Here is a 21384-nt window from a genome sequence, read left to right on the forward strand (position 1 = left end):
TTTTTAACTACTGTAACTAACGCTCACATTCCATCGTATCTTCGGTCTTTCACGAAAGCGGCTGCTTCTAGATCCTCTGCCATTTTAAATCCTTGGCGTTTGTAGAAAGAAATAGTACTTTCTGTTCGATCCGTTAACAGCAGATTTTGATTGACCTTAGGATACTTGTTGAGTACTCGATCAAGCAGCTCGCCGCCAATTCCTTGGTGTTGAAAATCGGGTTTCACCAATAGATCTTGTACAAATAAAATCGTCTCTTTATCAGTAATATACCTAACTAATCCAATCAATTCCTGTTCTTTATACGCAGTGATTATAAAAGAATTTCGGATGCCTCTTAACAGTTTTTCCATGTCTTTCGTATAAGCGGACCACCCCACTGAATCGTATAAAGCATGAACAGCTTTTTCCGGCAGATGTTGGTTTTCTTTAAAGATAATTGTCATGTTGTTTTCTCCTCTGATTTTATTTTTTCTTAATAATCAGTAGAAGATTTCATACAGCAACGTCATTTAAGCCCTCCTTAAAGCAGTTCTTTCCGCAACTCTGCTCCTGATTTTGGAGAAAGATACGCTGGTGCGATATCAAAAACCGTTTTGGCGCCGTATTGTTTTTCTTGTGCTAAACGATAGGCTGCTCGAGCATAAGCAATAGCTGCAGCTGCAGTGAATTGAGGATTGCTGTCCAAATCTAAGCTGAATTCATAAACAGCCATATTCGCTTCATCAGTATACCCTCGACGAATCACACGTCCGCCATGCGGCATCCCTGTATGCTGCTGGTAGAACTCTGCTTCATTTATAAAATGAACTTCTGATTCGTATTCTGCAAAATAATCTTTCATCGTTTGGATGTCTTTTGTGATGCCTTCTTTATCTGCACCTTCTTCAGGCACAATATAGCACACTCGTTTATGAGAAGAGGTTTTTGTGTAAGAAACTTCTTTCCCTTCTTTGATTTCCGTGATCAAATCGTCATTAGGAAGAGTATATTGTACCCCTAATTTAACACCCGCTACTCGTCTGATAGCGTCACTGTGCCCTTGGCTGACCCCTTTGCCCCAGAACGTATATGTTTCTCCTTTGGGCAATACAGATTCCGCTACCAATCGATTCAATGAAAACAAACCAGGATCCCATCCAGTCGCAATCACTCCTACTGTCTGATTGGTTAGTGCTGTTTCATTGATACTGTCAAAGTGAGCCGGTATTTCAGCATGATTGTCGTAGCTGTTTACTGTGTGGAAATTCTGTTGCAGTACAGGAGCTTGGACAGGAATATCCGACTTCGATCCTCCACATAGAATCAAGACATCGATCTTATCTTTAAAATCAGTGATTTCGTCCAACTGATAAACTGCTGCATTACTCGGCACTTGTGCAGGATCTCTTCGTGTGAAGACACCTGTTAGTTCCATATCCGGGTTCAAGGCCAACTCCGTCTCTACCCCTTTTCCTAAATTACCATACCCTACAATACCAATTTTGATCGCCATCGTGTTTCCCCTTTCCAAATCCCTTATTGAATAATTGTTCATGAAAATAAACAAAAAATCATGAGCAAAAGGCACCCATGATTTTCTCCTTCTGCCCTCAATATAAGCAGTTCTTCGCATTTGAGATGGGCATCTCAAAGTTGACAGTACCATACTTATTTAATATGATCCCAATGCTTTCTAGCATTTCGGCGACTGCACCTTTCGACAAGCTACTCTTTACAACCGCGACCTCTATCTTATATCGACTATTCTGTTTAATTTTCTTAACCCTAACACACGGTTTTTTAGAAATCAACTCATTCCTGTGGAGCGGAATGTGGCAACCAACAGATACTTACTAAAACACAACATGTAGTATTTAAGTAATTAAAAAAGTTATACATATGGTGTTTTTTTAGTTGTTATTTATTTTTTTAGCGGTAAAATAAAGAATAGATCATATAGAAAGCAGGAAGTCATATGTCACCACATCAAAAAAATGCAGTCTTACATAACCCTTTAACTGTCCAAAAAAATGACGGTCATTTAGAACCGTATCAATCTTCTAAATTGAAACGTTCGCTTTTAAAAGCTGCCCGTTTGGCGGACACTACAGAGTTATCCGATTTTAATGCTCTCGATTTGCTTAATGAAATAGAAAATTCTCTTTATTTTGAAGAAGAGGAAGTTGTTTCAACACTTTATTTAGATAGTCTTGTGAAAAAAGTTCTATCATTAAAAGGGTATCAAGCAACTTTAGAACACTACCAAGAATTCCAATCGAGTAAGCAACGTTCCCGCCATCAAAACCGAGATATCGATTATATGATTACTAAATTGTTGGCAAAAGATAAGACAGTAGTCAACGAAAACGCCAATAAAGACAGCAATGTATTCAACACCCAGCGCGATTTGACCGCCGGAATAGTGGCAAAAACGATTGGTATACGTTTATTGCCTAAATCGGTTGCCAATGCCCACGAAAAAGGCGACATCCATTATCATGATTTGGATTACACACCCTACTCTCCTTTAAGCAACTGCTGCTTGATCGACTTTGAGAATATGTTCGCTCAAGGGTTCAAAATAGGGAATGCTGAAGTAGAAAGTCCTCGTTCTATCCAAACAGCAGCTGCCCAAACGGCTCAGATCATTGCAAATGTGGCTTCCAGTCAATACGGCGGCTGCAGCTTTGACCGGATCGATGAAGTGTTGGCTCCCTATGCACAACTCAATCATCAAAAGCATCAATCAGAAGCTGAAAAATGGATCTCAGATCCTGAAAAGAAACAAGCTTACGTAACAGAACGAACTCAAAAAGACATTTATGACGCGATGCAAAGTTTAGAATATGAAATCAATACGCTTTATACTTCCCAAGGTCAAACACCTTTTACTAGTATTGGTTTTGGTTTAGGAACGAATTTGTTTGAAAGAGAAATCCAAAAAGCTATTCTCCAGATTCGAATCCAAGGCTTAGGGAAAGAAAAGCGGACAGCCATTTTCCCAAAACTGATCTTTACGTTAAAACGCGGATTGAACTTAAGCCCGAGCGACCCTAATTATGATATCAAACAGTTAGCCATAGAATGTTCTACTCAACGAATGTATCCGGATGTTTTGAGTTACGACAAAATTGTGGAGTTGACTGGAAGCTTCAAAGCGCCTATGGGTTGCCGATCATTCTTACAAGGATGGAAGAATGAACAAGGACAAGACATTACAGCTGGCCGTATGAATTTGGGCGTAGTGACACTGAACTTGCCTCGAATGGCTTTAGAAGCAAATGGAGACTTCTCTCTTTTTTGGACCATTTTCCGTTCTCGATTGGCTGTAGCCAAAGAAGCACTCGTTTATAAAGCTAAGCGGGTAGAAGAGGCTCTTCCTGAAAATGCGCCGATCCTTTACCAACATGGAGCATTTGGACAGCGGCTCGCTCCCGGAGAATCTGTAGCGTCTTTATTTGCTCACAAACGAGCAACTGTTTCACTCGGTTATATCGGATTATATGAAGTTGCAGCTTCTTTTTACGGGAATGATTGGGAAGCGAACCTTGAAGCAAAAGAATTTACTCTGGAGATCGTTAAACAATTGAAAAATGCTGCTGATCAATGGGGTGACGAATACGGCTATCACTTCAGTGTATATTCTACTCCTAGTGAAAGTTTGACGGATCGTTTTTGTCGTCTGGATACCGAAAAATTCGGTGAGGTCCCAGACATTACCGCTAAAGGTTATTATACGAATAGTTTCCATTATGACGTCCGGAAAAATCCTACTCCTTTTGAAAAGCTGGATTTTGAAAAAGACTATCCGCAGTTTTGTTCTGGAGGCTTTATCCATTACTGCGAATACCCGAAACTGGATACCAATCCAAAAGCTCTGGAAGCAGTATGGGATTATGCCTATGATCGAGTAGGCTACCTTGGCACCAACACTCCGATTGATCATTGCTACAAATGTGATTTCAAAGGCGAATTTGAACCTACAGAAGTTGGCTTTAAATGCCCTGTTTGTGGCAATCACGATCCGGCTGAATGCGATGTCGTCAAACGGACATGCGGTTACCTGGGTAATCCGCAACAACGTCCTATGGTAGCAGGACGCCATAAAGAAATCCGGTCACGGGTCAAACACTTGAAAGGTCGTGACGAAAATGCCTAACCCGATCGAATGGACGTCTGCTGCTTACAGCCGGAACTTCATTGCCGACTATAAACCATACAATTTTGTCGATGGTGAAGGAGTACGTTGCAGCTTATACGTCAGCGGGTGCTTATTTGCTTGCAAAGGTTGCTATAACAAAGTAGCCCAGTCGTTTACTTACGGAAGACCGTATACAAAGGAACTGGAAGATCAAATCATTGAAGACTTGCGTGCTGAATATTGCCAAGGTTTGACCTTATTAGGTGGGGAACCCTTTTTAAATACCGAGGTCACTCTATCTTTATGCCGCAGAGTTCGAGAAGAATTTCAACATCAAAAAGACATTTGGAGTTGGACCGGTTATACATGGGACGAATTGATGGAAGGCACAGCAGATAAAAAAGAATTGCTGCAGTATTTAGATGTAGTCGTCGATGGCCGCTTTGAATTGGGACTAAAAGATTTGACGCTGGCTTTTCGCGGCAGTTCCAATCAACGAATCATCGCTGTTCCGGAATCGATTGAAACGGGAGAAGTTGTGTTGTGGAGACCTGAACAGTAACGACTGAATGAATAGACAAAAACGGACTGTCATATAACAGTCCGTTTTTGTCTATTGAAAAAGAAATTTCACTCCATTTCTTCTCCTTCTGTACTTTTTGCATTTTGTTCGACGCGGTATCTGACGATCTCCCGAATCAAGTCGTAAGGGATCGGCTGTTGGAAAGGAAATTGAATCGTGTTTTTGCTGTATTTGTACCCTTGGATTTTGTCTTTAAAATGTGTAATTGTCGTAGGTGTCGGATAAAAGCCAACATGATGTTTAAAGCCTGCAAAATGAACTAATATAAACCCATTCAAAATATAAGTGACCATACTGTAACTCATCTTTTCTTGCGCTTCTGGAGCTTCCTCTTTTATGATCGAACGGATGTGGTACAGAATTTTCTGCACATCCTCAGGGAATGTCTGAATGTAGTCATCTACTTCTGTTCTGTTTTCTTCAGATATTGCCATGTTTCCCCTCCTTACTGTTCGAGTCCTATCCTATCAGTTCTCCCAGCATCACTTCTACTATTTCGATTTCTTTTCTCTCAATCAAATAAGTACGGATGTCTTCGTTGATTGCCAATCGCTGCAATTGAAGAACATCATCCATTACATTTGCCATGTCGACTTCATGCAGCACACGATGGTAAGAATCGATCAGAAGACTTTTAGTTTCTGGAGTCCAACTAGCTACGGTTTTATTTTGCATCGCTTTCAATTCAAAAAAAGCTTCCGTTTCTTCTCTATTGATTTGCCAATCCAGCACTAAAAATTTGACCCACACCACTTCACGCATCCATTCGTAAAACAGTTGATCTTTTTTCAGTAAGGCATAAAACAAAATCGCTTTGCTGGTTGGTATATCTGTTGCTAAAAATTGATTAAATAAGTAAATGTCCAATCCTTCCAATCGTTTCTGGATCTCACTGTAAAATCGGTTCGCTCTATCTTCACTGGTTAATTGAAAAAGGTTCTTTTCCCAAATGATTTCAGCTATTTCATCATGTCTTTTCCCTTGATGCAAAAGGGAAGCTACTTGTTTGGTCTCTTCATATAAAAATGATCGTGTATTCAACGTGGTTAAGTACTTTTTAGCCGCCATATCCTCACTCTTCTCTTAGAATTGTCTAATGTCAGTATACCATTTATTTGCACAGACAACAGGTGAGAACTATTTATTAAACCTCACTTTTGAGCAAAAAAAAAACAAGATAGATATACACTATCTTGTTTTTTTAAAACCTTTTCTATTTTATTCTTTCATGATCCCAAATTCATGCACTTTTTCGATTGCGCGTTCTTCATCTTCTTCCAAGTCGCCAAATACTTGATAGATTTCGACTTTCAATTCATTTTCTTCTACATTGTAAACCGCAAAGTTTTGGATAGTAGAATCCCGGTTGTTGGAATGGGAATTTGCAAATACCCCTTCTTTTTGAGGTTGATTTCCATAAGCAAATAAATTGTTGTAGTAATCGACGTTTTCTTGTGTCATCCAATTTAGATCTGGTCTGACTTCATGGATGTGTTCTAATGGTTTATTGTAAATATCGTCATAAGCTTTTGTTCCACCCGTATTCGGCAAGACGAACACTGTCCCTGAAGGATTTTTATAGTATTCTACGTTATTCTCATCCAACACCACTTCTGCTTGATCGATCGTTGCATTCGAGAAGTTTTCTTCCGTAGCCACAAAATTCAATGATTTCGTTCGAGACACGACGTGGTCATGTCCTTGTAACGCCAAGTCGACATCTAATTCATCAATCATTTGCATAAATTCTTCTCTGACTTTTTGAACATCTTCATCTTGTAAAGAATGGTACGATTTAGAGTACAACGGCTTGTGATACGTTAAGATGACCCATTTCGCCCCGTCTTCACGAGCTTGTTTGATATCTTCTTCAATCCAAGCCAACTGTTCTTCTCCAATTGCTTTTCCTTCTGGATTGTCCTCGGATTCTTTATTGTCATTGGTATTGGCAACTACAAAGTGAACCCCGTTGTAGTCAAATGAGTAATACGAACCGCCGTTTACTTGATCATTGGTTACAGGGACATTAATGTGTTCATTGAATTTCTCTGTCAATTGAGGATCGCCATATTCCAACGCATACTCGTCATGATTTCCTGGAGCTACTGCTAGCGGCTGCTGCATCCATGATTCTTGCGATTGAGAAAAAATATCCACCCATTCGTCTTCCACTTCAGCTGTTTCAACCACATCACCTGTATGTAGAACAAAATCTGCTTCTGACACTTCTAAGGCTTGCTCCAGAGTGTCAGCTCCATAAGCGGCTTCATTTTGTACGTTCTCGTTCCAATAAGCGTTTTGAGTATCAGTGTATTGGATGAAAGTAAACTCATCCCCAGCTTCTCCAGCTGTGTTGAAAGTTCCAATTTCACTCTTTTCGCCAGTTTCACTCCCTACTTGATAATAATAAGTCGTATTGGGTTCCAATTCCGTTGCTAAAGCTTTATAGGAATATTCCGTCACATCGATCAGGTCAAGCGACCCCACTGCATCTCCGCTTGTCCATTCAGGTCCGCTTTGATTCTCATCCGTATAATAGCCGTTCACAACAGGTTCGCCATTTCCGTCTTCATCTTTTTCCACGTCTGCATAAATATAAAATCCGTCTTCAGTTCTTTCAGCGTATCGGTTCGTCACTTCTGTATTTTCTGCTTCAAAAATGAGTGCATCACTCAGGTCTTCAGCAGTACTGACCCATACTTTTGCGTCATCAAATTGGTTGGTTGTGTACCAATTGAACCCCATTTGAGTTTGGGTATCTCCATTGATCGTGGTAATGATCCTATTGGGTACATTGTTTACTTCCACCTCAGCTACTTCTGGTTTTGTGTCCAGCAACTCCATATTTGATGCAGTTGACTCTTGGGCAGTTGCAGTCGCTTCGTCGGCTTCTGAACCTGAGTTTGCCTCGCATCCAAACAATACCATTGGTGCCAACAACACCATTGCAGCGATTTTTGGCGTAGAAAACTTTTTGTACTTTCTATTTGTCGTCATTATCTTTCCTCCCAAACTAAAATTCCATTAAGCCCCCATCAGTTGGGCTTATGCATTCATTTTATACAATGAATGTATATTTCCTGCAAACTCCCTGTGAAAGTTGAGTAAAGGTCTTTACAAATGAATCTTGCTTACTATGAATTTAGTTTCTTGGGGGATTTTCGGCCATGAGCCGGGGATTTGTCATCGTCATGGCCGGATCAGGAGTTCAAAAAAGCCATGAGCAAAGAAATCTATCGCTTCATGGCCGAGCACCCTCTCTGATTCGGCCATGAGCCTCGAATTTACACCACTCATGGCCGAATTTATTTTTTCACGATGTCAATTCAGCAAAATAAATGTGTTAAACTACAAATAAATAACGCGTTATTTATTTGTAGAACAATTCTTCATTAAGGAGGAAGTCATTTGGTCAAAAGATATAAACAAATTGGGATTGGTTCACTTTCTTTAGCGCTGGTCTTAGCTGGTGTATTATTCTCTTTTTCATTTGATAATCGAGCGGCTATTGGAGATACTATATTAAACTTTATAGGTCTGGATCCATGGTCAAGCGGTAGTACGGGCATCCATTATACAATCATTTATTCTATTGTTTTCTACATACCAGCTATGATCCTAGGGTATAAGTTCAAAAATGATTTAGGAGCTACATCAGGCAAATATTTATCTTTGTTTTTGTTCTTTTTTGTCATAGTCCTGTTGCTGGCTTTGTAAAATCGGCTTAGTCTTTTCTCATATCAGCCATGAGTACACTAATTATCATTGTCATGGCCAAATTAGAACTTGAAAAATCCATGAGCGTAGAAATCTATCGCTTCATGGCCGAGCACCCTCTCTGATTCGGCCATGAGCCTCGAATTTACACCGCTCATGGCAGAAAAACCTTAAAATCCCATGACTCTATTAAAACCTACACAAAAAAGACTGCTCAAGGAGCAGTCTTTACGCTTTATTCGTGAATTCTTCCCATTCTTCACGCAAAATACCCATTCGGATGGAATCGTAGTATTCTCCGTTATAGTAGCGGACTTTTCGAATGCGGGCTTCCAGTTGCATCCCTAATTTTTCTCCTACTCGGATCATGCGTTTATTTCCGGACCATGTGGTAAATCCGACACGGACCAGCGGCATCGTTGTGAACAGGTGGTTCATCCAAGCTCTTAAGACATCTGTCCCTATTCCTTTGCCCCAACGATCTCCTGAATACAAGACAATCCCCATCTCCAACCACAGCGACGTTTTATCTTCCCAGTAGTAAGAAACGATTCCAATGACTTCACCTTCCATTTCAACGACCCAAAAATCGTCTTGGTGGATCCATTTTTCTCCTTTGGGCAAAAAAGTTTCATAATCCATAGCTCGATGAGGGAAATAAGGGGCATCCCATTTTTTCCACTCCGGTGACTCTTCTTTAAAACTCAATTCCCACAATCGAAACAAATCGCTTCGTTCAACTGGGCGAATAACTAGTTGATCGGTCATCTCTTGCATTCCTCTCCTTCAAAGAAAAATAAGTTCTTCTACAAAAATCATACCTTATTTGACTTTAAAAGTGTGATCTGTTTATACAGATTTCACATGAGAATGAAGCATATCTTTTTTGATCCCTTGCTGCAAAATCGTATCTGGATGCAGGGCTGTATAAACGTCTTCTTGAATAGCCGCTGAAAACTGCTTCATCTCTTCCAGCTTCAATTCGTGGAGTTGTGTTTTTTTATCCAACGCGTAGACAACCATTTCTCCTACTATTTCATGTGCTTCTCTAAACGGCAATCCTTTGCGGACAAGGTAATCTGCTAATTCGGTCGCATTCAAAAATCCTTCGTGAATCGTTTCTTTCAATCGGTCTTCGTTGACCTTCAATTCTACCGTCACTGCAGTCAATATTTTGACGCAAGCTGTCGTAGTATCGAGCGCTTCAAAGTAAATGGCTTTATCTTCTTGCATGTCTTTGTTGTAACTCAACGGCAAACCTTTCATCGTTCCGTACATTGCATTTAGTAAGCTGATCACTTTAGCAGCCTTACCGCGAATCAATTCCAATGCATCTGGATTTTTCTTCTGCGGCATCATGCTGCTTCCTGTGGAAAAGTGGTCGGATAACTCTACAAAATTAAACTCTTGGCTTGAATAGATAATGAAATCTTCTGCAAACCGACTCATATGCATCATCAAACTAGAACAGCAATGCAATGCATCAATGATAAAATCTCGATTGCTGACACTATCCAATGTATTCTGCTGCACTCCAGCAAATCCCAATAGAATCGCTGTTTGCTGACGATTGATTTCATAAGTCGTCCCCGCTAAAGCTCCCGCGCCTAAAGGACTTTCATCCATCAACTCGATCGCTTGGTCGATTTTTTTCACATCGCGCTTGAACATCGCTGCATAAGCATCCAGCACATAAGAGAACGGAACGATCTGTGCCCGCTGCAAATGAGTGTAAGCCGGCATCAACACATCTGCCATTTCTTCCCCTTTTGCACCAAACACCTTAATCATTTGCTGCGCCAATTCGCTCAATTCTGTCAGGCTTTTCTTTACATACAACTTCATATCCACGGCTACTTGGTCATTTCGGCTTCTGGCAGTATGCATTTTCTTCCCGGCATCTCCACAAGCTTCAATCATTTTAGCTTCTACAAAACTATGGATATCTTCGTAGTTTCCGGTCAACAGACTTGGGTCTTGCCCAATAGCCTCACACAATTTGGTCAGCTCTTGCTGCAGCAGTTCACTTTCTTCTTTCGAGATGATCTCGCAATCTCCTAACATTGTTATATGTGCGATGCTGGCGGTGATGTCTTCATACCATAGACGCTTATCCAACGAAAACGATTCGTTAAACGACTGCATCAATTCTGAAGCCTCTTCTTGAAAACGGCCTCCCCATAATGTTCCCATTTAAATCATTCCTTTTCTTTGTTGGATTTTCGTCGGCAGCGTCATGACATTGATATAACCTCGTGCGTCATGGTGACTGAACAAGTCATCTTCTCCAAATCCAGAAACATCTTCATCAAACAATTGATTCGGGCTGGTAACGCTGTAAGGAAGCATGTTTCCTTTATAGAGTTTCAGTTGGACTTCTCCGTTGACACATTCTTGCGTTTTATCCATAAAAGCTTTAATAGCCAGATTAGCTTGTGAATACCATTGCCCGTTGTAAACCAATTCTGCATATTCCGTACTAATCATCTGTTTCAATTTGATCGTTTCTTTCGTCAGTGTCAAACTTTCTAGACGCGCATGAGCTTCCATCAGCAGAGCTCCGCCCGGCGTTTCGTAGATTCCACGCGATTTCATCCCAATTGCCCGGTCTTCGATCCAGTCCAATACCCCGATTCCATGTTTTCCGCTCAAATGATTCAGCGTACTCAACACTTCAGATGGCTCCATCTTCAATCCATCCACAGCAACAGCCAGCCCTTTTTCAAATGTGATCGATACAAATTCAGCTTCATCGGGAGTGTTTTCCAACGCGTTCGTGATTTTAAGAATTGATTCGTAGTTGACGAAATTGGCTGGACTTTCGATATCGCCGCCTTCATGGCTGATATGCATCAAGTTTTCATCTTCAGAATAGATTTTTTCTTTTGTAGAAGTGATGGGAATGCCTTTTTGGATTGCATAATCAATAGCGTCTTCCCGCGATTTGATGTCCCACTGGCGCCATGGAGCAATGACCTTGATTTCAGAATCAAAAGCCGCGATCCCCATTTCAAAACGCACTTGGTCATTGCCTTTTCCCGTACACCCATGACAAATCGCTACCGCATTTTCTAAGTGAGCGATCTCGATCAATTTTTTCGCAATCAATGGCCGAGCAAGAGCCGTTCCCAATAAATAAGTTCCTTGGTATTTCGCATGAGCTGAAACAGCTGGGAAAATGTACTCTTTGGCAAATTCATCTGCTGCATGAGGACAATAAAACTTGCTTGCTCCTGAAAGCAGCGCTTTTTTCTCTACTTCTTCCCAATCTTCTACTTGTCCAACATCTACACAAACAGCAATGATCTCACTATCGTAATTTTCTTTTAACCATGGAATTGTGATTGAGGTGTCTAGTCCGCCTGAATAAGCTAATACGATTTTTTCTTTTGTCATTTGATATTTCCCCTTTTCCAATCAGTTTTTTTGTTTGTTGCAAGGGAATTTTTTGAGAAATAAGCACAAAAAAACCGTCCCTTGCATATATGCAAGAGACGGGTCAAAGTTCATTAATCCGCGGTACCACTCTAGTTGACATGCTCATAGGCATATCCACCTCAATTTAATAACGCATGATCTGCGGAAGAAGCTACTAATTGTTCACCTCTTCATCGATGAAGTGCGCTTCAATCTGATTTTTTCTAATGGGCTTACACTCTATCCCAACTCGCTGTAAGAAAAATTTCTGATCTACTCTCTTCATCCTTGATTTTTTCTGTATTCGGTTTTATAAGTTGTGAGTATTGTACGAAAGTTACATGAGGAAGTCAACCCTTATTCTCACAAAATATTCATTTTATAGTTATAAATCTTTATTTTTATACAGTATACAATGAATATGTGCATTAAAAAACAATCCAGAAAACAGCCAGCTGATTTGTAAATAAGTCTAACCTTTTAAGATTCACTTTTTCCGGCTATCTCATCATCTTAGGCAGTTTTGTGACAATTTTTTTTTCAGTAAATTTTCTGAAAGTAAACAATTCCTTTTTCATTTTAAATGATGTAGTATATATTTTGTGAAGTAAATCATTTGATAAATGGAGATGAAAAAAGTGCCGCAAAAGCTGAATAAAACGATTGCTGGTAATGGTAAAAATATGGTAGAAGGTTTCTCAACAGGAATGATGGGAAATATTGAAAAAAGTATCTTAAAAAAAGCGGACTTATTTGATAATAGTATTGGGCGTTACATTATGCGTGCTATGTTAGCCTGTTTTTATTTGACTTTAGGAACAGCGATTGCTGTCGGAACAGGTAACTCGTTGGAACACTTAGCTCCAGGCTGGGGCAAATTCGGTTATGCTTTCATGTTCACTTGGTCTTTAGTTATGATTATTTATTTGAACGCTGAATTGGGTACATCGAATATGATGTACATGACAACAGCTGTTCATCGGAAAATTTTATCTTGGAAAAAAGCTTTGGCCATTTTAATGACGTGTATTCTTTTTAATGCTATTGGTGCTTTCGTGATCAGCTGGCTTTTATCTTATACGGGCGCTTTTCATGATGTAGCTGCGGACCACTTTTTAGTGACAGCAGTAGCCGGGAAATTAGCGAAAGCTCCATTACAAATATTTGTAGAAGCTATTTTTGCCAACATGGTCGTCAACATCGCTTTCTTCGTGACTATGCGCATGAAAGATGATGCTGGAAAAGTCATTTCCATCGTGTTTCTGATCTTCATTTTTGCTTTTCTTGGTTTTGAACACGTTATTGCCAACTTCTCTTCTTTCTCTCTAGCTTACTTTGCCAGCGGCGGAAACGTTCCTGGAATGACAATAGCTGCAGTGGTCATCAATATCGTTCTGGCAACACTAGGCAACTATGTCGGCGGCGGATTGATCATGGGATTGAATTACTCTTGGTTGAATAATGGAAAAACAAGTTACAGCGACTAAACTACTATATAAAAATAAAGAAGTGGACTCTAAGTTGGAGTCCACTTCTTTTTAACAAACAGGCGTATACCGAAAAAAGACACCCTCTAAAAAAAGAGAGTGTCTTTTATGTTATATTTTGTTTTCCAATAAATTTTGTTTTACCAGCTGGCTTTTTTCACTCCAGGAATTTCTCCTTTGTGTGCCAATTCTCTAAAATGGATACGGGACATCCCAAATTTGCGCATGTAACCTCTAGGACGACCATCAGTAAGATCGCGGTTGTTTAAACGGACAGGATTGGAATCTTTTGGCAAGGCGGCTAATGCTTCGTAGTCTCCTGCTGCTTTTAATTCGCGACGGACTTCTGCATATTGTTCGACAAGTTGTTGTTGTTTTTTGAACTTAGCAATTTTTGATTTCTTGGCCATGTATACATTCCCTACCTTTTTCTTTAGTTTAGGTATCTATTATACTCCCATTACTTACTAATTGAAAGTATAACAAGAAAGAAATCCTTGTATTTTCGCTATTTTTGTACAAAATATGTAGACCTTATTCTTGAACGGAAGCAGTTTCTGTTTTAGTATTTTTTTAGTCAACTGGGCCAATTTCATCCTGGATTTTGGTTACGGCCATCTCTGTCAGAGTATTCTTTTCTATTTTTACGGCTTCATTTGTACTTTTGACGACAATATCAAAGTTGCAGCTGTAAGAATGCATGAACAATCGGTATTGGATTCTCCGCTCTTCGTGTGAACGGCGCAGATAATTTCTGTCTGCTCCTCTTTCTGTGATGTCCCGACCGTATCTTCTGACCAGTTCAGTCTCATCATCCGTATAAAAATAAATGCTCAAATCAAACAAAGCAGGGTCTGCAAAAGCTGCGCTCATTCCCTCGACGATCGTGATCGGTTTAGGGGTAAGTAATTCACTTTTGGCATACGGCATATCGATTGTATATAATTCCATCCCTTCTCGCAGCATTTTGATATCTCGTTCCAAAGAAAGAACATGATGCGCGGATGGATGACAGGCGGTCAATTTAGACCGGTGGATCGTATTTTCATATGCATATTCTATGGTGGTGTATTTACGTAAAGCTGATGAAATAATATACGCATCTGTATTGAGGTAAGAAACGTTTTCTTTTCCAAAAGCTTTGAGGAGCTGATTCGAAAAAGTTGTTTTCCCAGCTGCTCCATGTCCAGAAATGGCTATAACGAGCCTTCTTTCTGCGTTATTGACTGCATCTATGACTGCTTTTACTACTTCATCCATCCTTAACCCTCCTGCAACTTACTAGAATTTATCTTCATGTTGCTTGAAAAAATCATAAAAAGTGCGGACATTTTCCAGCTGTGTCCATTTTTTTACTTTTACTGGTTCGCTGTCCAAATCGTAAATTTTAGCTTCTTTCAACGATAATAAAAAAGGGGAATGCGTAGAAATAATAAACTGACATCCAAAAAAACGGGCAGAATCTTCTATAAATTTCATCAATTCCAGTTGGCGTTTAGGTGAAAGACTATTCTCTGGCTCATCCAACAAATACAACCCATTCTCTTCAATTTTCTCCGTGAAATAGCGAAAAGCACTCTCGCCATTCGACTGCTCTATCACATTGTCCATCAATTCTTGTCTGACATACCGAGACTGCGTCTTCCTTCTTGCATCCGTAACTTTTTTCAATTGTTCGTAATCTTCTAAGGATTTCATTTGGAATTGAGAATACTTAGCATCTAAGTATTCTTCAAACAACTCTTCCCGTTTCAAATCGATTCCTTCATTGAGCGTTCGGACATTCAAAATGTAATCAAATACATCGTCACTCGTAATGATTCGGCTATGAGAAGGAACTGTCTGCTCCAATTCAACTCCGCAGTACCATAAATAATCTGTGAAAAAATTAGATTTATTGAACAGTGAATCTCTTTCCAGTTCGAGCTTTTCGGCAATAATATTGAGCACAGTCGTTTTTCCAGAACCGTTTCCGCCATACAAAATCGTGATCGGTTCAAAATCCAACTGTTCTACCTGTTTCTTGCTCAAAATTTGAAAAGGATAGTATGTATCATACACCGTCCGCTTGATAGCCATAAAGAAATCAAACTCCACTTCTTGATCTGGAAAAGTCACAGCTTTTAAATAACGCAATGTAATCCTCCTCACCTAACGAGACTTTTCTTATATTATGCAGTAATCAGTGGAGTAAGTACAACGGTTTCTTTATCTGATTTCCACCCTAATAGAATCTATACCATTCTCAATCGTATAATCAGACTCTAAATTTTCAACCAAGCATGTTAATCTGAGACTTTCTATCAAAATACGATTCTTTTACTGCAATCTCAAGGTTATTTTCTTTTTGCTCTATATTTTGAATTCCCTTTCATGTTAAAATTGTGTTATACCAATGACCAGTCACAGAGGAGGATTATTATGTCAAATTTAGTTTTAGGATTAGATATCGGTATTTCAAGTGTTGGATGGGGAATTATCGATGAGACTACAGGGGAAGTTGTAGATGCAGGTGTCCGTTTATTTGAAGAAGCCACACGAAATGCAAATGAAGATCGTCGTTCTTTTCGTGGTGCACGTCGATTAAAACGAAGACGTAAACATAGATTAGAACGGACTAAAGAATTTCTTGAATCTTATAATATTCCTTGCGGCACTATTCAAGAATCAGATCCTTATGAAGCTCGATACAAAGGACTTAGAGAAGCGTTATCTAAAGAAGAATTAGCAGCAGCTCTTTACCACCTGGTCAAACGCAGAGGTACCACTATAGACACGCCTGAAGAAGATGAAAAAACTAGTGGAAGTGAATTATCTACTAAAGAACAACTGAAAAGAAACGCTGAAAAATTAAAAGAAAAGTACATAATTGATATCCAATATGAAAAATTACAACGCAAAGAAGTTGTTCGTAACCACACAAACCGATTTAAAACTTCTGATTATGAAAAAGAAGCGCGTGCTCTTTTAGACTACCAAAAAGCATTCCATACAGAAATTACTAATGACTTCATTGAACAATATATTGAATTGATCAATAATCGTCGAGAATATTATGATGGACCAGGATCTGCTAAATCGCCTACTCCATATGGTCAATGGTTCATTGATGAAAAAGGTAAACTTCAACATGAGACTATGATCAATAAAATGCGTGGTAGAGATACTTACTTTCCTGATCAGCTTCGAATTCCTAAAGGAGCATATACCACAGACTTATTTAACTTATTGAATGATTTAAATAATCTTAAGTTCCCAAGCGACGAAACTGGCAAGATGGAATCATTAACTCCTGAAGACAAACAATATTTGATAGAAACCTATGCCAAAAAAGGCAAAAAAATCACGTTGAAAAATATTGCTAAACTTAAAAGTATTCCCAACGAAGAAGAAATCAAAGGAGCACGTTTAGATTTAAAAACAGATAAGCCTTTATTTACAGAATTTACTGGTTACAATAAATTGAAAAAACTTTTGGCAGATACTCCTCTTCCTGAAGATTTCTTAGAAAATAGAGACTTGTTAGATGAGGTTGCTGAGATTTTAACGGCTGAAAAAAGTTTAACCCGACGTGAAGAACAATTGAATCATTTGTTTGCCACCTATTATAAAGATCCATTACAAGAAGTAACCTCTCGCTTGATCCAGGATACTTCTTTCAAGGAATACCATTCTTTATCTAAAAAAGCGATTAACTTAATTCTGCCTGAACTATGGGAAACCAACAAAAATCAAATGCAGCTGTTTACTGAACACGGTCTTGGTAAAAGTCGTCTCGAAAGACTTCAATCTGGAACCAAAATCCAATTCGATGATGAAGCTATTTTAAGCACTGTAGCGAAAAGGGCTCATCGAGAGGCTATTAAAATCACGAATGCGGTGCGCGAAAGATATGGCGAATTAGCTTATGTAGTCGTAGAAATGGCTCGCGAAAAAAATAGCGATGAGCAAAAGAAAAATTACAATGATATGCAGAAAAACCAAGGCAAATTCGAAAAAAGAATGGCTGAATTGCTTGAAGTGGATAACCTAAAAGATCTATACCTAAATAGTAAACAACATTTAGCCTTAAAACTATGGGATGCTCAAGATGGAAAATGTATTTACACTGGTAAAGGAATTGCAATCACGGATATTGTACATGACCATACGAAGTTTGAGATTGATCACATTATCCCTCTTTCTTATTCATTTGATGACAGCCAACAAAACAAGGTTTTGTGTTATCGAATGGAAAATCAGGATAAAGGACAATTAACACCTTTCCAATACTTCCAAAGCGGAAAAGCTAAGCGGACTTTCGATGAATTCAGGGTTGCTTGCTTAAGCTTGTTCCAATCCAGAAAAATCAGTAAGAAAAAATTGGGTTATTTACTAGAGCAACGTGACATTCAACATGACGAAGAAATTCAAAAGAATTTTATTAATCGTAATCTGGTAGATACACAGTACGCTATGCGTAGTTTCTCTTCTTCATTACGTACTTTTTACAAAAACAATGACATCCCTACTAAAGTGTTATCCATCCGAGGCAGCTTTACAGCCGCTTTGAGAAGACGCGCTAAATTAAACAAAGATCGCGATGCAGGTCATGCTCATCATGCATTGGATGCTTTGATCGTAGCGGCTATCGGCAGAATGCCTTTATTAGAACAATTCAAAAGTATTGAAATGAATCAAGAAGGTATCGTAGTAGATAAAGAAACTGGAGAAATTCTTGAAGAAGGCGAACTGTTTAATAGTCCAACAATCAAGTTTTTAAGTGGACTGCGCAACTATGAAAGTAGAATCAAATATTCTCATAAAGTAGATCGCAAGCCAAATCGAACTATGACCAACCAAACACTTTATTCGACACGTGAAAAAGACGGCGAAACATACACTGTCGGAAAAGTAAAAAATATTTATGAACTAGATAAAAAAGGTTTTGAAGGCCTAAAGAAAAAAATTGATAAGAATCCTGATGCTTTTCTTATGGCTCAACATGATCCAAAAACGTGGGAATTAGTTTTAAAAGTGATGGAAGAACATGCTCATGCAGATAACCCATTCCAAGACTTTTACAAAGAACATGGGTATATTTTAAAAGATGGAAAAGTACCTGTAAAAAGCTTGAAATACTTGGATAGTAAATTAGGGATACATGTAGACATTACTAATAAATACCCTGGAGCTAAAAAAGATGTTGTTCTCCTTAGTCGTAAAAGTATCCGCGTAGATATCTACAAGAATGAGGATGGAAAATATAAATATCTTGGAGTTCCATATAACTGGTTAAAAAAACAAGGCGATCAGTATGTATTAGATATGAAAAAATATAATGGTTCAGATGGCCGTCAAGCTCCCTATAAACAAATTGATGATAGTTATCGTTTCCAATTTAGCCTATATAAAAATGATCGTATCTCTTATGATAAACAAGAAAAGATTGAAGATCCTGAGACTGGCGAAAAGATGAAACAAATATTTCATTACAATAAATTATTTAGAGGAGACAGTAGTCCACGCGAAAATAGAATCGAAGTTGAAGACATCTCTTTCAAGAGTAAAAAACAACAAATGCAAGGAATCGGTCCTCTTCAAAATATTGTGAAATATAACGTTGACGTCCTAGGAAATGAATATTCTATCTTCTCTGAACCTTTTAAAGAAGGATTGGATTCTATTACTTTAGGCCATGAAAGTGCTTTACAAAAGATGAAATAGGCGTTATACTATAATTGTCTTCGACGGAAGACACCTTCATACCAAAGGTTTGAGAGAACCTACCAAAAAAAGGCTTTATGCCGAAATCGCCCCTTTATTGGGGCTTTTTTTATATCTAACTATCCTAAAATGAGGTGAGAACATGAGTTGGCGTATTGTTTATATTGAACAATCTGATTATTTAAAAGTTTACTTAGACAATTTAAAAGTTGTGCGTGAAGATGCCGAAATCTTGATTCCTCTTTCTGATATACATACTATTATTGTGGACAATCAACAAACAGTAGTGACTGGCCGTTTGATAAACAAGTTGGCCGATTACCATATTTTATTGATTTTCTGTGATGAAAAACATCTCCCTAACATTTACTCTCTTGCCCCTCATAGTCATCATCAGTCTTCTCTTGTTTTAAATCGTCAGGTTAATTGGTCAGCAGCAGCTAAAGCTGTTATGTGGCAGCGATTTATCCAAATAAAAATTTATAATCAAGCTTCTGTTCTAGCCCACTTCAAAAAAGATCCTGCAATTATACATACTTTATATGCTTTGGCTGAAGAAGTTACAGAAGGAGACAAAACCAACAGGGAAGGACATGCTGCTAAACTTTATTTTAAAACTTTGTTTGGAACAGATTTTATTCGGGAAAGAGAAAGCTGGGATGGCATCAATTCTGGATTAAATTACGGATATATTGTTCTTCGATCTACCGTTGCACGAAGCATAGTAGCACATGGACTTCATCCAGCATTTGGGATCGGACATCACAATCAGTATAATGCGTTTAATTTAGCAGATGATATTATTGAATCGTTTCGTCCAATAGTTGATTTATGGATTTATATCTTAATGAATAAGGAAGATTACCTTGATAGAAAAACTAAACATAAATTGGTTCACCTTATTAGCACCAATAAAATTTTGATTGGCAATCAAAAACAAACTATTCTTAATGCAATTGACATTCTTGTTCAAAGCTTTATTAAAAGCATGAATGAAGAAAATCCAGATCTGTTGGTTTACCCCGCCAATGGCATCGCCTTATAAATTTATGCGTTTAATGTTATTTTTTGACTTGCCAATGAATACTAAACCCGAAAGAAGAACGTATGCTCGTTTCAGAAAATATTTGATCAACAACGGCTTTACTATGGTTCAATTTTCTGTATACGCTAAAATTTTTCCAAATCGCTCAAGCTTAGATACATATATGATGAGTCTGCGGAATAACTTACCTGCACATGGCTCAGTTCGTGCCATGGCTGTGACTGAAAAACAATACAATAATATGTTTTTATTAGTTGGAAATAAAACACTTGTAGAAGAAACGTTAACTGACAATCCTATGGTGATTTTATGAAAGAATGGCATATTATTACTTCCAACCAAACAGATACACTTTTAGTAGATAAAATAACTTCATTAAAAGGAAACTTGGAGAATTGGGAAAATATTATCGAAACTTTGTCTATCTATTTTAGTAATAAGTCTTCAAAAATAGAAGTAAAAGAAAATCAAACACTGCTTCCAAAACAAGATTATCAATTCTATCTTCTCTCTTTTAGTCAACAGATTGTTTCTAAGGATTTTGAAAAAGTCATTACTCAAATCCAAACAGAATTCTTTGGGTTGTTGCAACTATCCCCTTTTTACAAACAACTAGTGGATAGTTGGGAGGAATTAGCGGAAGAAGTTCAATTAATAAGTAACGACCTTACATTTTCTCCTTTGCCTTTTAGTTTGCAATCTTTCAGTAATGATATAGTTAAAAAGTCTTTATCTTTAGACAGTGCGAAACAGGCCAATTTATCTGCTCTCGATCAATTGTTAGTAAAACTAAAAGTGATGGAACGAGTAACTAAACGAACGATTTTTTGTTTAATTTATCCTGAAAATCAGCTGACCATTACTGAATTACAACAGTTAGACGATTATTTACAATTAACTTCCAGTAGTTCTCAATATTTTATTTTATCAAACTATCATTTTAATGCTGCTCAAAACATTCTTTATAAAAATAGAATTATAAATATACATTCTTGTGTACTCCAAAAAGATAAACTACAAGATATTCTTCCTATTCATTGGGAAGATCGCCTCTTCTCTCAAGCTTGTAATTGGTATATCAATCTTGTGGATAACATCCAAGAAAAAACGGTTGTTCTGAGTCTTCAAACTGTGGATAACTTAGAACAATTTATTTATGTTTATTCATTATTTTTATTAACTGACACTCCTGTAATTGTTGATTTGACAGGTGTTCCAACATCTTTTATCAATTACTTTGATACCTTACTAGCTGATAAGGTATAATGAAATTGGCATTTTGGTACTCTCTCAACTTTTGGTATGA

At 38.2% G+C, this 21384-nt stretch carries 19 protein-coding genes, 1 CRISPR repeat array, 1 riboswitch and 1 other annotated feature (1 of these 22 cut by a window edge); of the genes, 8 read left to right on the forward strand and 11 right to left on the reverse strand.

Translation table 11 applies throughout. The annotated features are described in order from the left end of the window. Positions 1 to 23: 23 nt before the first annotated feature. Together LMF32_RS03600 and LMF32_RS03605 are read right to left on the reverse strand one after the other, a co-directional pair. Entirely contained in the window at positions 24 to 446 is a 423-nt protein-coding gene (locus LMF32_RS03600) for a GNAT family N-acetyltransferase (RefSeq protein ID WP_230523887.1), read from the reverse strand. A gap of 77 nt (positions 447 to 523) precedes the next feature. Further along, positions 524 to 1495: a diaminopimelate dehydrogenase gene (locus tag LMF32_RS03605; RefSeq protein ID WP_230523888.1), complete on the reverse strand. Its 972-nt coding sequence runs from the start codon at positions 1493 to 1495 to the stop codon at positions 524 to 526. Positions 1496 to 1594: 99 nt separating this feature from the next. Further along, positions 1595 to 1740: riboswitch (Lysine riboswitch) on the reverse strand. Positions 1741 to 1957: 217 nt separating this feature from the next. Between LMF32_RS03605 and nrdD the strand changes: the two genes are divergently transcribed. Both nrdD and nrdG read left to right on the forward strand, forming a co-directional pair. After that, positions 1958 to 4141, forward strand: coding sequence for an anaerobic ribonucleoside-triphosphate reductase (nrdD, locus tag LMF32_RS03610; protein WP_230523889.1), 2184 nt, complete (start codon positions 1958 to 1960; stop codon positions 4139 to 4141). Then, positions 4134 to 4685: an anaerobic ribonucleoside-triphosphate reductase activating protein gene (nrdG, locus tag LMF32_RS03615; RefSeq protein WP_230523890.1), complete on the forward strand. Its 552-nt coding sequence runs from the start codon at positions 4134 to 4136 to the stop codon at positions 4683 to 4685. Before nrdD ends, nrdG begins: the two co-directional genes overlap by 8 nt. A 68-nt stretch (positions 4686 to 4753) precedes the next feature. On the opposite strand, the gene LMF32_RS03620 is transcribed toward nrdG, so the two are convergent. The 3 genes from LMF32_RS03620 to LMF32_RS03630 form a co-directional block, all read right to left on the reverse strand. Then, complete coding sequence (locus LMF32_RS03620) at positions 4754 to 5140, reverse strand: DUF1801 domain-containing protein (protein WP_230523891.1); 387 nt, start codon at positions 5138 to 5140, stop codon at positions 4754 to 4756. A 25-nt stretch (positions 5141 to 5165) separates the two neighbouring features. Then, positions 5166 to 5774: a DUF1819 family protein gene (locus LMF32_RS03625; protein ID WP_230523892.1), complete on the reverse strand. Its 609-nt coding sequence runs from the start codon at positions 5772 to 5774 to the stop codon at positions 5166 to 5168. Between the two features lie 150 nt (positions 5775 to 5924). After that, positions 5925 to 7703, reverse strand: a complete 1779-nt coding sequence (locus LMF32_RS03630) for a metallophosphoesterase family protein (protein ID WP_230523893.1) — start codon at positions 7701 to 7703, stop codon at positions 5925 to 5927. Between the two features lie 411 nt (positions 7704 to 8114). On the opposite strand from LMF32_RS03630, the gene LMF32_RS03635 reads away from it, so the two are divergent. Then, on the forward strand, positions 8115 to 8423 hold the full coding sequence (locus LMF32_RS03635) for a hypothetical protein (RefSeq protein WP_230523894.1): 309 nt from the start codon (positions 8115 to 8117) through the stop codon (positions 8421 to 8423). A 228-nt stretch (positions 8424 to 8651) separates the two neighbouring features. Here LMF32_RS03635 and LMF32_RS03640 read toward each other — a convergent pair whose 3' ends face one another. The 3 genes from LMF32_RS03640 to LMF32_RS03650 all read right to left on the reverse strand — a co-directional run bounded on the left by LMF32_RS03640 (position 8652) and on the right by LMF32_RS03650 (position 11819). Continuing rightward, on the reverse strand, positions 8652 to 9200 hold the full coding sequence (locus tag LMF32_RS03640) for a GNAT family protein (protein ID WP_230523895.1): 549 nt from the start codon (positions 9198 to 9200) through the stop codon (positions 8652 to 8654). Between the two features lie 72 nt (positions 9201 to 9272). Further along, on the reverse strand, positions 9273 to 10616 hold the full coding sequence (argH, locus tag LMF32_RS03645) for an argininosuccinate lyase (protein WP_230523896.1): 1344 nt from the start codon (positions 10614 to 10616) through the stop codon (positions 9273 to 9275). Next, on the reverse strand, positions 10617 to 11819 hold the full coding sequence (locus LMF32_RS03650) for an argininosuccinate synthase (RefSeq protein WP_230523897.1): 1203 nt from the start codon (positions 11817 to 11819) through the stop codon (positions 10617 to 10619). A gap of 91 nt (positions 11820 to 11910) precedes the next feature. Next, positions 11911 to 12138, reverse strand: a binding site (T-box leader). A 385-nt stretch (positions 12139 to 12523) separates the two neighbouring features. Here LMF32_RS03650 and LMF32_RS03655 point away from each other — a divergent pair. After that, positions 12524 to 13327, forward strand: coding sequence for a formate/nitrite transporter family protein (locus tag LMF32_RS03655; protein WP_230525069.1), 804 nt, complete (start codon positions 12524 to 12526; stop codon positions 13325 to 13327). Between the two features lie 140 nt (positions 13328 to 13467). On the opposite strand, the gene rpsN is transcribed toward LMF32_RS03655, so the two are convergent. The 3 genes from rpsN to LMF32_RS03670 all read right to left on the reverse strand — a co-directional run bounded on the left by rpsN (position 13468) and on the right by LMF32_RS03670 (position 15463). Then, a complete protein-coding gene (gene rpsN, locus LMF32_RS03660) occupies positions 13468 to 13737 on the reverse strand; it encodes a 30S ribosomal protein S14 (RefSeq protein ID WP_092480734.1) in 270 nt (89 codons plus the stop codon). Between the two features lie 163 nt (positions 13738 to 13900). Next, entirely contained in the window at positions 13901 to 14587 is a 687-nt protein-coding gene (locus LMF32_RS03665) for a phosphoribulokinase (protein WP_230523898.1), read from the reverse strand. A 21-nt stretch (positions 14588 to 14608) separates the two neighbouring features. Continuing rightward, positions 14609 to 15463, reverse strand: a complete 855-nt coding sequence (locus LMF32_RS03670) for an AAA family ATPase (RefSeq protein WP_230523899.1) — start codon at positions 15461 to 15463, stop codon at positions 14609 to 14611. A 237-nt stretch (positions 15464 to 15700) separates the two neighbouring features. Between LMF32_RS03670 and cas9 the strand changes: the two genes are divergently transcribed. The 4 genes from cas9 to LMF32_RS03690 all read left to right on the forward strand — a co-directional run bounded on the left by cas9 (position 15701) and on the right by LMF32_RS03690 (position 21344). Beyond that, on the forward strand, positions 15701 to 19033 hold the full coding sequence (gene cas9, locus LMF32_RS03675; RefSeq protein ID WP_347401897.1) for a type II CRISPR RNA-guided endonuclease Cas9: 3333 nt from the start codon (positions 15701 to 15703) through the stop codon (positions 19031 to 19033). A gap of 142 nt (positions 19034 to 19175) precedes the next feature. Continuing rightward, the gene (gene cas1 / locus LMF32_RS03680) at positions 19176 to 20078 is read left to right on the forward strand and encodes a type II CRISPR-associated endonuclease Cas1 (RefSeq protein ID WP_230523901.1); all 903 of its coding nucleotides are present in this window, start codon (positions 19176 to 19178) and stop codon (positions 20076 to 20078) included. Continuing rightward, positions 20062 to 20391 (forward strand): CRISPR-associated endonuclease Cas2, encoded by a 330-nt coding sequence (gene cas2, locus LMF32_RS03685; RefSeq protein WP_223156040.1) that lies wholly within the window; start codon positions 20062 to 20064, stop codon positions 20389 to 20391. The genes cas1 and cas2 overlap by 17 nt, the downstream gene beginning before the upstream one ends. Further along, positions 20388 to 21344 (forward strand): hypothetical protein, encoded by a 957-nt coding sequence (locus LMF32_RS03690; RefSeq protein WP_230523902.1) that lies wholly within the window; start codon positions 20388 to 20390, stop codon positions 21342 to 21344. The genes cas2 and LMF32_RS03690 overlap by 4 nt, the downstream gene beginning before the upstream one ends. A 10-nt stretch (positions 21345 to 21354) precedes the next feature. Beyond that, positions 21355 to 21384: direct repeats of the CRISPR family, unit length 35 nt; it runs 662 nt beyond the window's last position.

The sequence above is a fragment of the Desemzia sp. C1 genome (assembly GCF_020882875.1).
GTDB lineage: Bacteria > Bacillota > Bacilli > Lactobacillales > Carnobacteriaceae > Desemzia > Desemzia incerta.